Annotated in this window: 16 protein-coding genes; 12 read left to right on the top strand and 4 right to left on the bottom strand. The window is 29.8% G+C overall.

The window, feature by feature from the left end; translation table 11 throughout:
* The first annotated feature begins 1 nt into the window (after window position 1).
* Complete coding sequence (locus INR60_RS00500; RefSeq protein ID WP_194189511.1) at window positions 2-400, top strand: DUF956 family protein; 399 nt, start codon at window positions 2-4, stop codon at window positions 398-400.
* Window positions 401-424: 24 nt separating this feature from the next.
* Here INR60_RS00500 and INR60_RS00505 read toward each other — a convergent pair whose 3' ends face one another.
* Window positions 425-1,204, bottom strand: a complete 780-nt coding sequence (locus INR60_RS00505) for a DeoR/GlpR family DNA-binding transcription regulator (RefSeq protein ID WP_194189512.1) — start codon at window positions 1,202-1,204, stop codon at window positions 425-427.
* Between the two features lie 391 nt (window positions 1,205-1,595).
* Between INR60_RS00505 and ulaG the strand changes: the two genes are divergently transcribed.
* The 11 genes from ulaG to INR60_RS00560 all read left to right on the top strand — a co-directional run bounded on the left by ulaG (window position 1,596) and on the right by INR60_RS00560 (window position 10,787).
* Entirely contained in the window at window positions 1,596-2,660 is a 1,065-nt protein-coding gene (gene ulaG, locus INR60_RS00510) for an L-ascorbate 6-phosphate lactonase (RefSeq protein ID WP_194189513.1), read from the top strand.
* A 25-nt stretch (window positions 2,661-2,685) separates the two neighbouring features.
* Window positions 2,686-3,120, top strand: a complete 435-nt coding sequence (locus tag INR60_RS00515; protein WP_194189514.1) for a PTS sugar transporter subunit IIA — start codon at window positions 2,686-2,688, stop codon at window positions 3,118-3,120.
* 63 nt (window positions 3,121-3,183) lie between these two features.
* Window positions 3,184-4,653, top strand: coding sequence for a PTS ascorbate transporter subunit IIC (gene ulaA, locus INR60_RS00520; protein WP_194189515.1), 1,470 nt, complete (start codon window positions 3,184-3,186; stop codon window positions 4,651-4,653).
* An 81-nt stretch (window positions 4,654-4,734) separates the two neighbouring features.
* A complete protein-coding gene (locus INR60_RS00525) occupies window positions 4,735-5,025 on the top strand; it encodes a PTS sugar transporter subunit IIB (RefSeq protein ID WP_194189516.1) in 291 nt (96 codons plus the stop codon).
* A 79-nt stretch (window positions 5,026-5,104) separates the two neighbouring features.
* Window positions 5,105-6,139 (top strand): hypothetical protein, encoded by a 1,035-nt coding sequence (locus tag INR60_RS00530; protein ID WP_194189517.1) that lies wholly within the window; start codon window positions 5,105-5,107, stop codon window positions 6,137-6,139.
* 15 nt (window positions 6,140-6,154) lie between these two features.
* Window positions 6,155-6,853, top strand: coding sequence for an L-ribulose-5-phosphate 4-epimerase (gene araD / locus INR60_RS00535; RefSeq protein WP_194189518.1), 699 nt, complete (start codon window positions 6,155-6,157; stop codon window positions 6,851-6,853).
* A 27-nt stretch (window positions 6,854-6,880) separates the two neighbouring features.
* The gene (locus tag INR60_RS00540; RefSeq protein ID WP_194189519.1) at window positions 6,881-7,732 is read left to right on the top strand and encodes an L-ribulose-5-phosphate 3-epimerase; all 852 of its coding nucleotides are present in this window, start codon (window positions 6,881-6,883) and stop codon (window positions 7,730-7,732) included.
* A gap of 457 nt (window positions 7,733-8,189) precedes the next feature.
* Window positions 8,190-9,572, top strand: coding sequence for a [FeFe] hydrogenase H-cluster radical SAM maturase HydG (hydG, locus tag INR60_RS00545; RefSeq protein ID WP_194189520.1), 1,383 nt, complete (start codon window positions 8,190-8,192; stop codon window positions 9,570-9,572).
* Between the two features lie 103 nt (window positions 9,573-9,675).
* Entirely contained in the window at window positions 9,676-9,978 is a 303-nt protein-coding gene (locus INR60_RS00550; RefSeq protein WP_194189521.1) for a hypothetical protein, read from the top strand.
* A gap of 110 nt (window positions 9,979-10,088) precedes the next feature.
* Entirely contained in the window at window positions 10,089-10,292 is a 204-nt protein-coding gene (locus tag INR60_RS00555) for a hypothetical protein (RefSeq protein WP_194189522.1), read from the top strand.
* A gap of 105 nt (window positions 10,293-10,397) precedes the next feature.
* Window positions 10,398-10,787, top strand: coding sequence for a DUF1963 domain-containing protein (locus INR60_RS00560; protein WP_194190946.1), 390 nt, complete (start codon window positions 10,398-10,400; stop codon window positions 10,785-10,787).
* Window positions 10,788-11,162: 375 nt separating this feature from the next.
* On the opposite strand, the gene INR60_RS00565 is transcribed toward INR60_RS00560, so the two are convergent.
* The 3 genes from INR60_RS00565 to INR60_RS00575 are packed head-to-tail and all read right to left on the bottom strand — an operon-like array spanning window position 11,163 to window position 13,686.
* Window positions 11,163-11,813, bottom strand: coding sequence for a TetR/AcrR family transcriptional regulator (locus tag INR60_RS00565; protein ID WP_194189523.1), 651 nt, complete (start codon window positions 11,811-11,813; stop codon window positions 11,163-11,165).
* 20 nt (window positions 11,814-11,833) lie between these two features.
* Complete coding sequence (locus INR60_RS00570) at window positions 11,834-12,970, bottom strand: ABC transporter permease (protein WP_194189524.1); 1,137 nt, start codon at window positions 12,968-12,970, stop codon at window positions 11,834-11,836.
* Window positions 12,970-13,686, bottom strand: coding sequence for an ABC transporter ATP-binding protein (locus INR60_RS00575; RefSeq protein WP_194189525.1), 717 nt, complete (start codon window positions 13,684-13,686; stop codon window positions 12,970-12,972). Before INR60_RS00575 ends, INR60_RS00570 begins: the two co-directional genes overlap by 1 nt.
* Between the last annotated feature and the right edge of the window lie 303 nt (window positions 13,687-13,989).

The raw sequence follows: 13,989 nt of genomic DNA on the forward strand, positions 1-13,989 counted from the left end.
TATGGTAAAATCACTTAATACAAAGGTTGATTTAGTTATTGAAGGAACAGCTTTCACTGGAATCTCAGACTACGGTAAAATAATGGTAGGTGATAAGGGGTTTGAATTTTACAATGATCGTGATATAAGAAAATTCATTCAAATTCCTTGGGAAGAAGTAGATTGTGTTATAGTATCAGTTATGTTTAAAGGGAAATGGATTCCACGTTTTGCTCTTAAAACAAAGAAAAATGGTACTTATACTTTTTCATCAAAAGATTCTAAGAAAGTGCTTCGTGCAATAAGAGAATATATTAATCCTGATAATATAGTTAGATCACTTAGCTTTTTTGAAGTTTTAAAAAGAGCAATGAAAAATATATTCAAAAAAGATAAAGAATGCAAAGAAACTGCCAGATAAAGATTATTCTGGCAGTTTTTTATTTTATTCCGTAAATATTACTTCAACAGAAGCTTCTTCAAGTTTTAAAATTTCATTTTTATCTGCTTTATTATCTGTAATTATATAGTTAACAAAGCCTATTTCACCGCTTGAAAAGTTGTGGTGGATCCCTATTTTAGAACTATCAGCTAGTATAAAAGTCGGACCTATTGAGTTTTCAAGCATTTTCTTATTTACTGTAGTTTCTTGAAGCACTGAGGTGCTTATACCTGTGTGGGCTGTTATTCCGCTAACCCCCATAAAACATTTAGTTGCAGTTATTTTTGAAACTATTTGAGTTGCTATATCTCCAACCATAGATTGTTTTCTTCCGTAAACTTCTCCACCAGTTAAGATAACTTCTATCTTAGGGTCTAAATTCATTCCTAAAACTTTACCGTTATTAGTAATAACAACAACTCTCTTATCTTTTACATACTCTAACACCTTAATAGCTGTAGAACTTGAATTTATAAAGATGCTATCTCCTTCTTCTATAAATTCAGCTGCCTTTTTTGCTATAGCTGTTTTTATTATTTCTCTTTCGTTATTATTTTCACTAAAGTAAGGGTCATCATTTAAAGCACCCTCTATAAGTTCAGCGCCACCGTATTTTCTTTTTACAACACCTTCGTTTTCAAGGTTTTGAAAATCACGCCTAATAGTAATACTAGATGTTTTTAAAAGTTCTGCTAAATCTTCTGTTTTTGCAAATTTATGCTCTTTTAAATATTTTAAGATAGCTTGCTGCCTTTTAAAAACGAAACCTTTTGCATTTTTCATTTTTGCACCTCCTTAATAATTAATAAATATAAGATGTCCATTTATAATAGTAAATTTTTTTGTATCTGTAATGAACTTAATATTAAAAGATGATAAATTAATGATAAAAACGTTCAAAATAATCATAAATCATCTTTATATATAAATTGTACAAAAAACCTAGAGATAAATCAATAAGTTTAGAGTAAATAAAAAGACAAAACGAACAAAACGAACAATAAAATATAGTGAAATAGCTACACAAAGAACAAAAAGATAAAAATATCAAACAAAATAAACAAAAATACTTGCAAAGAAAACATTTACAGATTATAATTAAGTCAAGAAGTGATTAAACGAACTCAGAAAAGTTCAAAACAATCAAAAAGGACAAGTTTAGGAGGTACAAATAATGAGTATAGTAAATGAATTAACAAGAGAACAGTGGATTTTAAATACATTCCCAGAGTGGGGAACTTGGTTAAACGAAGAAATAGAAAATGAAGTAGTAGAACAAGGAACATTTAAAATGTGGTGGCTAGGTTGTACAGGAATATGGCTTAAATCAGAAGGGGACGCTAATATATGCATAGACTTCTGGTGTGGAAGTGGTAAAAAAACTAAAAAGAATCCTTATATAAATCCAGAACACCAGATGGCTAGAATGTGCGGAGGAAAGAAACTTCAACCAAACCTTAGGGTTGCACCTTTTGTACTAGATCCATTTGCAATAAAAGAAATAGATGCAGTAATTTCAACTCACGATCACAACGATCATATAGACGTAAATGTTGCTGCAGCAGTTCTTAAAAACTGCTCAAACGATATTCCTTTTATAGGACCACAAGCTTGTGTTGATAAATGGGTAGGCTGGGGAGTTCCAGTAGAAAGATGTATAGTAGTTAAACCTGGAGATGTTGTAAAAATAAAAGATATAGAGCTTCACGCTTTAGAGTCTTTTGATAGAACAGCTTTAATTACAGCACCACCAGAAGGAGATTTAAGAGGTAAGATGCCAGTTGATATGGATTATAAAGCTGTAAACTACCTTATAAAAACTCCAGGGGGAAACCTTTATCACAGCGGAGATTCACACTACTCAAACTATTACGCAAAACACGGAAATGAATACAAAATAGACGTAGCTTTAGGGTCATACGGAGAAAACCCTAGAGGTATAACAGATAAGATGACTTCAGTAGATATTTTAAGAATGGCTGAATCTTTAAATACTAAAGTAGTTATTCCTTTCCACCACGATATTTGGTCAAACTTCCAAGCTGATACAGACGAGATTTTAGCTTTATATGATATGAAAAAACACAGATTACAATACAAATTCAAACCATTTATCTGGCAAGTTGGAGGAAAATTCACATTCCCAGAAGATAAAGATAAGAGAGAATACCATTATCCTAGAGGGTTTGATGATTGTTTCGAAGTTGATATAAACTTACCATACAACTCATTCTTATAAATTTAAGACTTAGGAGGAAAAAGCTATGTTAAAAGAATTAATAGAAAAAGGTAGATATTCTTTTCACGAGGGCTTTGATTCTTGGGAGGATGCAGTGAAAGCTGCATGCGCTCCCTTAGAAAAAGAAAAAGCTATAGAAAAAGAATATTCAGATTTAATTATAGAAAGCATAAAAAAATACGGACCTTATATAGTTATAGCACCTGATATTGCAATCCCTCACGCTCAAGAAGGAAAAGGTGTTAATGAAACTTCAATCTGCTTTATGAAAAGTGAAAAGCCAGTAAACTTTGGAGAGGATGCTGACTATGAAGCTAGATTATTCTTTGTTTTAGCATCAGTAGATAATAATATCCACCTTCAAAACCTTTCAAATATGGTAGAACTTATTTCTGACGAAGAAATAGTAGAAAAACTTCTAAAAGCAAAATCAGTTGAAGATTTAAAAGAACTTATTTAGATTTACATAAATTTTAATAAACAAATAGATAAAATATAAAGGAAAAAAGGGAGGATAAATCATATGGATATAATAATTTCAATTTGGGAATTTTTCCAAAACAACATTCTGACTAAGCCTGCATTCTTTATTGGTTTTATAGTTCTTATAGGTTATATGTTACTTCAAAGACCATTTTACGAGTCTTTGGCAGGATTTATAAAAGCAACAGTTGGATATCTTATCTTAAACGTTGCAGCAGGTGGTCTTGTTAGTAACTTCCGTCCTATCTTAGCAGGACTTAAAGACAGGTTTAACTTGCAAGCTGCAGTTATAGACCCGTATTTCGGTCAGACGGCAGCTCAAGAAGCAATAGGAAAAGCCGGAAAATCTTTCTCTATGATGATGGTAGTTTTACTTATAGCATTCTTATTTAACCTAATACTTGTACTACTTAGAAAATTCACTAAAGTTCGTACAGTATTTATTACAGGTCACGTAATGGTACAACAATCAGCTACAGCGCTATGGCTTGTATTCTTCTGTTTCCCAGATTTAAATAACTTAGGTGTAGTAGTTATGCTAGGATTCTTACTTGGAACATATTGGGCTGTATTTTCAAATCTGACTGTAGAACCTTGCCAAGACTTAACTGAAGGTGGAGGCTTTGCTATAGGTCACCAACAAATGCTTGGAGTTTGGATTACAGATAAAATAGCAGGAAAAGTTGGTAACAACAAAAAGAGTATAGAAGATTTAGAACTTCCAGGATTTTTATCAATATTTAGTGACAACGTTGTTGCAACTGGTATACTAATGACTGTTTTCTTTGGAATAATAATGGGTATACTAGGACCAGACCTTATGCATAGTATTGATAAAGGTTTTGATCAAAACACAAACTTTATATTTTATATATTAGAAAAATCACTTAACTTTGCAGTTTATTTAAGTATCTTACAACTTGGAGTTAGAATGTTCGTAGCTGAACTTACAGAATCATTCCAAGGTATCTCAAATAAATTATTACCAGGTTCAGTTCCAGCTGTAGATTGCGCTGCAACTTATGGATTCGGTCATCCAAACGCTGTTACTATAGGATTCTTATTTGGAGCTATAGGTCAATTTATAGCAATAATAGGGCTAGTAGTATTTAAGAGCCCAGTACTTATAATTGCAGGTTTCGTACCACTGTTTTTCGATAATGCAACATTTGCAGTTTTTGCAAACAAAAAAGGTGGCTTAAAAGCAGCAATGATTATTCCTTTCTTATCAGGAGTTATTCAAGTTTTAGGAGGAGCTTTTGCAGCTTACTACTTCGGACTAGCTGAGTTTGGAGGATGGCACGGAAACTTTGACTGGGATACTTTATGGCCAGTAATCGGATTCCTTATGGATAAACTAGCTTACGTTGGTGTTGGAATTGCAGTTATAGGAATGCTTATAATACCTCAAATCCAATACTACAAAAATAAAAAAGGATACTTCAAAATAGTAGAAGACTACGAAGGATATCTAGAAGATAAAGAAAACGAAGAAAAGAGTGCAAGTTAAAAATTCACTCAAAAATTTTTAAAGACTATGTAAACATTTACTAAAAGGGATAGAATTTATAAAACTTAGGAGGAGATTAATATGTTAAAAGTTATAGCAGCATGCGGAAATGGAATGGGATCTAGCCAAATTATAAAAATGAAAATAAAAAAGGTATTTAAAAAATTAAATATACCAGTACAAATCCACCACACTAGTATAGGGGCAGCAAAAACGGAAGCTTCTTCTTACGATGTAGTATTTTGTTCAGAAGCTTTAAAAGGAAATTTTGATAAAGCTAAAAATTCAGGAACTACTGTTATAGGACTTAAAAACCTTTTATCAGAAAAAGAAATAGAAGAAAAGATAACTGAAAATATAGTTAATAAATAATTTTTAAGAGGAGTTACCCTAAAGTATTTAGAGTAACATCCTCTTTAACTTTAAAGATTAAAAAGAGGAGGAAGTTTAGATGAGGATAGAAAAGAAGTTTTTAAATGATTTACATAGATGCTACGCAACTAGTAGCACTGTTATAGATGGAGACAGAAAGATACTTATAGCTACAGAAGGCGAAGGACCTTGCTATATGTATGAAGGAGAAGATTTTAAAAGATCTACTGTTTGGGAGGCTCCGGGAGGAACTATGTCTATAATCCCTATTCCAGGTAAAAACGGAGATTTTCTTGCAGTTCAAAGATTCTTTCCAACATTCCAATCAGAAGATGCAGAGATAGTTTGGGGAAGATATGTAGAGGGAAAATGGGAGATAAAAACTTTATTTAAATTACCTTACCTTCACCGTTTTGATATTTTAGAAGCTAACGGAAAATTATATTTTTTAGGTGCAGTTCTTTGTAATAGTAAAAAATCTAAAGAGGACTGGAGTGACCCTGGAAAAATATATGTAGGAGAAATAAAAGAAGATTTAAACGAAAAAATAGAACTTAAAGTTATAAAAGAAGGTTTAACTAAAAATCACGGATACTGCAGAGCAAATTTAGATGGGGTTACAGTAGGACTTGTAACTTCAGAAGAAGGGGTATTTAAAGTTACTCCTCCTAAAAATGATAACGAAGATTGGACTGTTGAAAAAATTATGGACAGACCTACAAGTGACGTGGCTGTAGTTGATATAGACGAAGATGGAGAAGACGAATTAGTTACTATAGAGTCTTTCCACGGAAAACATTTTAGAATAAATAAAAAAGTAGGGGATGATTATAAAATAATCTACGAATACCCTAAAGAGATGGATTTTGGTCACGTAGTTTGGGGCGGAAAACTTAGAGGGGTTCCGACTATAATCGGGGGCTACAGAAGATGCGATAAAGATTTATTTTATGTAAGATGCATAGATAAAGAAAACTTAAAATTTGAAACTAATATTATAGAATCAGGAGTAGGTCCAAGTAATGTTGCAGTTATAAATGAAGAAGATAGAGATATTATAATTTCTGCAAATAGAGAGCTAGGACAAGCTGCTCTATATATAGTTACAGACTAAAGGAGGTTTAAAGATATGTTAGAAGATTTAAAAAAAGAAGTTTATGAGGCTAATATGTTTCTACCAAAGCATAATTTAGTAACCTTTACTTGGGGGAATGTTTCAGCTATAGATAGAGAAAAAAACTTAGTAGTAATTAAGCCTTCTGGTGTAGAATATAGCACTATGAAACCAGAAGATATGGTTGTTGTTGATTTAGATGGAAATGTAGTTGAAGGCAAATACAAACCTTCATCAGACACAGATACTCACATCAAATTATATAAAGAATTTAAAAATATAGGGGGAGTCGTACACACTCACTCAAGGTGGGCAACTATATTTGCACAAGCTGGAAGAGGGATAAAACCTTACGGAACAACTCAAGCTGATTATTTTGCAGATGAGATACCTTGTACTAGAGATATGACAAGAGAAGAGATAGAAGGAAAGTACGAATACAACACAGGGGCAGTTATAGTTGAGACTTTTAAAGATATAAACCCAGACTTCATACCTGCTGTATTAGTTAAAAATCATGGTCCTTTTACTTGGGGAAAAGATGCAAAAGAAGCTGTTCATAATGCTGTAGTTCTTGAAGAAGTAGCTATGATGGCTTATAATACAGAGCTTTTAGCAAACCAAGAAATAAATAGTATGTCAGATGATCTACTTAATAAGCATTTCCAAAGAAAGCATGGACCAAACGCATATTACGGTCAAACAGGGGCTTAATAACTTTAACTATAGGAGATGGATATTATGAAAGATTACGTTATAGGATTATATGAAAAAGCTATGCCAAACACTTTAACTTGGAGAGAAAAATTGGAGTGCGCAAGGTTTTTTAAATATGATTTTTTAGAGATGAGCATAGATGAAACAGACGAGAAATTAAAAAGATTAGATATGACAAAAGAAGAGAGAAAAGTTTTAGTTGACCTTATGTTTGAAGTTGGAGTTCCAATTAGAACTATGTGTTTAAGCGGACACAGAAAGTTTCCTTTAGGAAGCGAGGATAAAACTACTAGAGAAAGATCTCTTAAAATAATGGAAAAAGCTATAGACCTTGCTTGCGATTTAGGGATAAGGATAATCCAACTTGCAGGGTATGATGTGTACTACGAAAACGGAAACGAAAAAACAAGAGAACTTTTTTTAGAAAACTTAAAAAAGTCTGTAGATTTAGCTTCAAGAAAGGGAATAATTTTAGCTTTTGAAACTATGGAAACTAATTTTATGAATACAGTAGGAAAAGCTATGGAGTATGTTAAAAAGATAGATTCACCTTATCTTGGAGTGTATCCAGACTGCGGAAATATAACTAATGCTTCTAAAAGTTTAGGGGAAGATGTGACTTTCGATCTAAAAAAGGGTCACGGAAAGATTTTTGCACTTCACTTAAAAGAAACAGTTAGAGGGAAGTTTAGAGAAATTCCTTTTGGAACAGGTCATGTAGACTTTAACGAAATAATAAAAACTTCTTACGAGATGGGTGTTAGAAGATTTGTTACTGAGTTTTGGTATACAGGAGAAGGAGATTACAAAGAAGGAATTAAATTCTCAAAAGATTTTATAGATAAAAGGTTTGAAGAAGTATTAAAAGATAAATAAATATTACTAAAGATAAAAATAATTGCAAAAGAATAATTAGATTTCTAGATAAAACGGGTTTAAACTTAAACAAGGGGAGTTTAAACCTGTTTTTTTATCTAAAATGGGATTTTTTATAATAATTAATTATTGGAAATAAAGCTAAAATAGGTATATAATGATTAAAGATATCCATATTTTAGAGAGAATTCTTTAAGATTTTGGGCTTTAAACTATTCATTCTAACAAGGCAGAGATATATTAAATCTAATTTGGAAGAGACGTTTATAAAACAATTATAATTTTGATTAATTGGCTATTTTTAATAGTCTTTATTGTGGTAAACTGATTTTCTTTAAATTTTTAGAAAGTCAGTTTTTTTATTTTAATTGGATTTTTATAGATTAATATAGAAAGAATATTTTAAAGTAATTCAAGCAAAAATTTAATAACTCATAGGATTAGAGGAGGAAATAAAATGTTTATTAATCACGAGTACATAAACAAGATATTAGAAGAAACTAAAAATCCAACTAGAGAGGAATCTTTAGAGGTTATAGAAAAAGCAAGAAAAAGAAAAAAGCTTGATTACAAAGACATAGCAATCCTTTTAGCTACAAAAGAAAAGGATGTAGAAAAAGAAATATTTAAAATAGCTGGAGAGATAAAAGAAGAGATATACGGTAAGAGAATAGTTATATTTGCTCCACTATATGTAAGTGATTATTGTGTAAATAAATGTGTTTATTGTGGATATAAGTGCAGTAATAAATTCAAAAGAAAAAAATTAACTCAAGAAGAAGTAGCAGAAGAGGTTAAATACCTTGAAGCTATGGGACATAAAAGATTAGTTTTAGAATTAGGTGAAGATCCAGTAAACGCTCCTATAGAGTACGTTTTAGAGTGCATAGATACAATGTATAAAACTCAAAACGGTAATGGAGAAATAAGAAGAACAAACGTAAATATAGCAGCAACATCAGTTGAAAACTATAGAAAATTATATGAAAAAGGAATAGGAACTTACGTATTATTCCAAGAAACATATAACAAACCTATGTATGAAAAGGTTCATCCAAACTCATTAAAAAGTAACTACGAGTACCACTTAACAGCGTTTGATAGAGCTATGGAAGCTGGAATTGAAGACGTTGGAGCTGGAGTTTTATTTGGACTTTCAGACCCAAGATTCGAAGTTTTAGGTCTAATGATGCATAACGCACACTTAGAAGAAAAATACGGGGTAGGATTCCATACTATATCAGTTCCAAGAATAAGAGAAGCTGCAGGGGTTGATTTAGAAGAATTACCATTCTTAGTAGATGATGAAACATTTAAAAGAGTAGTTGCAGTTATAAGAATAGCAGTTCCTTTTACAGGTCTTATGATAACAGAAAGAGAAACACCAGAACTTAGAAAAGAAATAATGACATATGGTATTTCACAAATTTCTATAGGATCTACTACAGTTATAGGCGGCTACAAAAAGAGAGCCTTAAACGAAGAAAGTGACGAGCAATTTAAGCTATACGACGTTGAAGAAAACAGCTTAGTTGCTATAGAAAACTTAATAGATAGCGGTTATATTCCAAGCTTCTGTACAGCTTGCTACAGAAAAGGAAGAGTCGGAGATAGATTTATGAGCCTTGCAAAATCAGGAGAGATACAAAAGGTTTGCGAGCCAAACGCAATCACAACTTTAGTTGAATACGCTATAGATTACGGTGATGATAGATTCAAAGAAAAAGCTATAAACTTTGCAAGAAAAATAGCTAGCGAAATTAAAAACGATCAAACAAGAAAAATAACAGAAAATAATATAGATAACTTACTTAAAGGTAAAAGAGATTTATATCTTTAATTTAAAATAAATTAATTTTAAAAGAAACTCTAATTTTAGGGTTTCTTTTTATTATCACAAATATTTACAAATGATATAATAAAATCATAGGGGGAATTAAATTATGATTTTGATTTATAGTGTACTTATTTTTATAGCTTTAAACTACTTAATAGCATTTATAAAACTTCAAAGGGGGAAGTTTCCTGTAGATATATTTTTATTTTATGTAGCTGAAGATTTAGATTGTAAAAGTTTAAAAAGAGCTAAAATATTAAGTTTTTCAGGATTTATACTTGGCATAACAATTTTAGTTATAGCAAGCGTAAGCGTTGTTTTAATGAATTGTTTATTGGTTTTTCACGCAGTTATAATGTATAAACTTTCTAAGATATTTAAAAGAATAAAGAATTTTGATAAAATCTAAAATTAATAAAAGCACTAGTAGATTTCTTAGAGTATTTATTTTTAATAAAAGATAAATTCCTAGAAGAGAAATTCGAAGATTACAAAAAATCAAAAGGTGGTGTATATAAGATGACAGTAGAAGAAGTAAGAAGATTATACTATGAAGGAAAAGGTATAGAAAAAGGTATAGAAAAAGGGAAGATTGAAGGCTTTAAAGAAGCGATAAGTAAAATAATTGATGTTTTAGACGATAAAACTATATCAGAAAAGTTTGAAATATCTATAGAGGAAGTTAAAAAGATAAGAGAAGAAAGAAGTAAGAAATTAAATTAAGTTTATAAAAATAAACTATGAAATTCACTAAGATATAGGTCTTAGTGAATTTTTTATATATAAAACTTTATAAATAATAGGGAAACAGAGCTTTAGAATAACAACATTAAATTTAAAGATCCTGTAGAAGAAGGTATTTCAATAGATGATTATGATTTTGAAAAGCTATTTTTAGAAGAGTATAACAAGGTTTTTACTGAAAATAAGATTGATAATATATATGATTTAGATGAAGAAATATATAATAAGTTTGCAGAGGAATATGCAAATGATGGACATAAAATTGGAGGATATTCATATTTCACTCAAGAGGATCCAAGAAAATATGATTCTAGAGAGAATTTTGATACTATACTTCTTCAAATTGATTCCGAGTTTGGGACAGGCGTAGAAATTATCTGGGGAGATAGCGGTATCTGTAATTTCTTTATAAATAGCGAAGATTTAAAGAATTGTGATTTTAGCAGGGTTTTATACAACTGGGATTGCTGCTAGGATTAAGATTAAATACACTAAGATTAAAAGAAAAGCAATTGATAATTTATTGTAAATAATGTTTAATATTTACTGTTGTTTGTATATAATTAAATAAGAAAGTAATGAAGGTTTGTATTATACTAAGAAGCAATTCATTATGTGGGGAGGAATGTTTATGGAGTTTGGAGGATGGTCCTCATGGCAAGTTTTCACGTTGATTTTTTGTATTGCAACAACACTTGCTATTGAAACTAGTAATAGACATAAAAACAAAAAAGATGAATAATTTTAAATATTTATTTTTCAATACTATTATTAAATATAGCGTATTATTTTATAAAAGCATAGCCCCACTAGAAAGTATTCTTCTATTGGGGCTTTTATTATAAAGTATTATTTTTTTAATCCTTTAGTTAAGACAAGGCAGATTTTTTTAATCTCCTCTTCATCATTAAATTCTTTTAAGTCTTTTAAAAGAATCTTAGATACAGAGTACCCTGCGATATTAGTTAAAATAAACCTTATTATATCTTCATTACTTAAATCTACTAAAATATCTTCTTCCCTGTATTTATTTAAAATAGCGTTAAAGGGAGGGAATATATTAGCTTTAGCTGCATCTAAAAATTTATTAAAAATCACGCTGTTATAAGATACTTCTTTTACTAATATCTCAAACATTTGAAGATTATTATTTATAAAATTTATTCTATCTTTAACTACAGAATAGATAAAAGAATCAAAACTTAAGTTATTATTTTTAAGTTTATCTTTTGCAAAATCTAATGCAAATTCAGGAACTAAATTATTTATCATAAATGGCATAATATTATTTAATAATAAATTTTCCTTAGAGCCAAAATGCTTAAAGATTGTGCCTTCTGCAACTCCTGCAAGAGAAGCAATTTCACGAGTAGATGTATTTAAATACCCGTTTTTAGCGAAGAGCTCTACGCTTACTTTTAGTATATTTTTCTTTTTTTCAGTCATTTCTGTATCTGAATTTATTTTATCTATAAATACATTAGAAATTGAATCAATCAATTTTATTCCTCCTAGTTTAATTAAACTTTACGATATCTTTTTAAGCCTACTATATTTAAAATTGTAAATACTACTGCAAATAATAATAGAACAATTAAATCTTTTCCTATTATATTTAAAGAGCTTCCTTTAATAACGACATTAGTTAAAGCATCTCCAGCATAGTAGATAGGCATAATCTTTGCAAAGGCTTGAAGGCCGCTATGCATAGTATCTACAGGTATTATACCAGAAAAGAATATTTGAGGGATTATTATTATAGGGATAAATTGCATCATTTGAAACTCAGAATTTGCAAATGTTGATAAAAGAGTTCCAAGTGAAAGTGCAACAAAAGCAGTTATTATATTAGTTAAGAAAACTAAGCCTAAATTTCCTATAATATTTATTTTTAAAACATAAACAGTAAATAAAACTATAATTATAGTTTGTAAAATTGCAAACAACCCATAACCTATCAAATACCCAAACACAATTTCAGATCTTCTAATAGGGGTAGATAATAGCTTATCTAAAGTTCCAGAAGTTCTCTCCTTTACAAGTGATATTCCAGAGATTAAAAATACAAAAAAGAAAACAAAGAAACCGATAAGTACAGGGATCATAGTATCAAAAATAGTTGTGTTTTCATTTCCATAAATATAACTCGAATCTATAGTAATATCAGAAGGTTTAGTTAAGTTTGGTTTTTCAGGATTAATGTTTCCTAAAAGAGCTAGGGCTTTAGCTTGTTTTTTGATTATTTCGCCTTGCTTTTTTGAGAGATTAACTATATCTTCTACCTTGATTTTTGAAACTGCACCTTTAATTTTTGCAGAAATCTCTGTTGAAGTTAAAGGGTCAGAATTTTCAAAGGTTACTTTTAAAGTATCATCATTCATATAAACAAAAGCATCAAGGTCATCAGTTTTGATTTTATCTTTAATATCAGTATGATTATTATATTCTTTTATATCTATATCATTATCTTTTAAAGTATCTACTAAATTCTTATCTATATTTTGCACACCTAAAGTAGGGTTTTTAGTAGAAGTTGAATTAAAAAGAAAGTTCATAAGAGCAAGTAAAATTAATGGAGCAAAAAGCATAAGAGCAAGAGTTCTTTTATCGTTTATTATTTGCTTTATAATCCTACTTACCATACTTTTTATTCTCATTATTTTTTCCTCCCTGCAATCAAGAAAACTTCTTCTATAGAATCTACGTTGAATTTTTTCATAAGTTCATCTGGAGTACCACTCGCTGTGATATTACCATCTTTAAGTAAAAGAAGCCTATCGCACTTTATAGCTTCAGTCATATCGTGAGTAGTTACTATAATTGACTTACCTTTAGATTTTAGGTTATTTATTTCTTTCCAAATATTTAAACGAAGTTCAGGGTCAATCCCTACAGTAGGCTCGTCTAATATTATAAACTGAGGGTCTTGGATTAAAGCGATAATTAAAGATAAACGTCTTTTCATTCCTCCTGAAAACTTATTAACCTTTCTACTTAAAAAAGGTTTTAGATCTACTAAATCTACTAAAAAATCTATTTTTTCTTTTAAATCTTTTTTGGGGATCTTAAAAATTTCACCAAAGAAATAAAGGTTATCTTTTGCTGTAAGTTCAGTATATAAAGCATCGGATTGAGCCATATAACCAACTTTATTTAAAACCTCTCTGTTTGGAATTTTTGAATCTAATAAAGTTATATCACCAGAATCAACCTTTTCCATCCCCATAATACATTTTATAAGGGTAGTTTTACCAGCTCCAGAAGGACCTAAAATCCCAACTATCTCAGAATCAGAAACATTAACATTAATGGAATCTAAAACTTTTGAATTTTTAAAGCTCTTTGAAACATTTTCAACTGATAATAAATTCATAAAAAAATCTCCTTTCAAAACGAGGTGAGTAATCACTCACTTATATCTGAGATTATAATACTTTATTTTTATAAAAGCAAATAACAATCTGAAAACCTTAAGTAAAGGTTTTATGTAAAGTATTTTAAAGGAATTTAAAATGTGTACTAGAATTATAAATTATTTTTTATGAAAAAATTTATTTAAATATATAGTAGAAAGAGACTAGAAGTGTATTTCTAATCTCTTTTAGATTTAAATATATGTAATTTTAGATTAACCAAGTTATTATCCTTACTATCAAATCTAAAACGTTTAAAACTG

The sequence above is a fragment of the Clostridium chrysemydis genome, assembly GCF_015234215.1.
Lineage (GTDB): Bacteria > Bacillota > Clostridia > Clostridiales > Clostridiaceae > Clostridium > Clostridium chrysemydis.

Excerpts from the sequence above, each read along its gene's own strand:
- INR60_RS00570 (WP_194189524.1), bottom strand. The coding sequence starts at position 12,970 with ATGAGAATAAAAAGTATGGTAAGTAGGATTATAAAGCAAATAATAAAC.
- INR60_RS00515 (WP_194189514.1), top strand. The coding sequence starts at position 2,686 with ATGTTAAAAGAATTAATAGAAAAAGGTAGATATTCTTTTCACGAGGGC.
- INR60_RS00505 (WP_194189512.1), bottom strand. The coding sequence starts at position 1,204 with ATGAAAAATGCAAAAGGTTTCGTTTTTAAAAGGCAGCAAGCTATCTTA.
- ulaA (WP_194189515.1), top strand. The coding sequence starts at position 3,184 with ATGGATATAATAATTTCAATTTGGGAATTTTTCCAAAACAACATTCTG.
- araD (WP_194189518.1), top strand. The coding sequence starts at position 6,155 with ATGTTAGAAGATTTAAAAAAAGAAGTTTATGAGGCTAATATGTTTCTA.
- INR60_RS00540 (WP_194189519.1), top strand. The coding sequence starts at position 6,881 with ATGAAAGATTACGTTATAGGATTATATGAAAAAGCTATGCCAAACACT.
- hydG (WP_194189520.1), top strand. The coding sequence starts at position 8,190 with ATGTTTATTAATCACGAGTACATAAACAAGATATTAGAAGAAACTAAA.
- INR60_RS00575 (WP_194189525.1), bottom strand. The coding sequence starts at position 13,686 with ATGAATTTATTATCAGTTGAAAATGTTTCAAAGAGCTTTAAAAATTCA.
- INR60_RS00500 (WP_194189511.1), top strand. The coding sequence starts at position 2 with ATGGTAAAATCACTTAATACAAAGGTTGATTTAGTTATTGAAGGAACA.
- INR60_RS00550 (WP_194189521.1), top strand. The coding sequence starts at position 9,676 with ATGATTTTGATTTATAGTGTACTTATTTTTATAGCTTTAAACTACTTA.
- INR60_RS00525 (WP_194189516.1), top strand. The coding sequence starts at position 4,735 with ATGTTAAAAGTTATAGCAGCATGCGGAAATGGAATGGGATCTAGCCAA.
- INR60_RS00555 (WP_194189522.1), top strand. The coding sequence starts at position 10,089 with ATGACAGTAGAAGAAGTAAGAAGATTATACTATGAAGGAAAAGGTATA.
- ulaG (WP_194189513.1), top strand. The coding sequence starts at position 1,596 with ATGAGTATAGTAAATGAATTAACAAGAGAACAGTGGATTTTAAATACA.
- INR60_RS00530 (WP_194189517.1), top strand. The coding sequence starts at position 5,105 with ATGAGGATAGAAAAGAAGTTTTTAAATGATTTACATAGATGCTACGCA.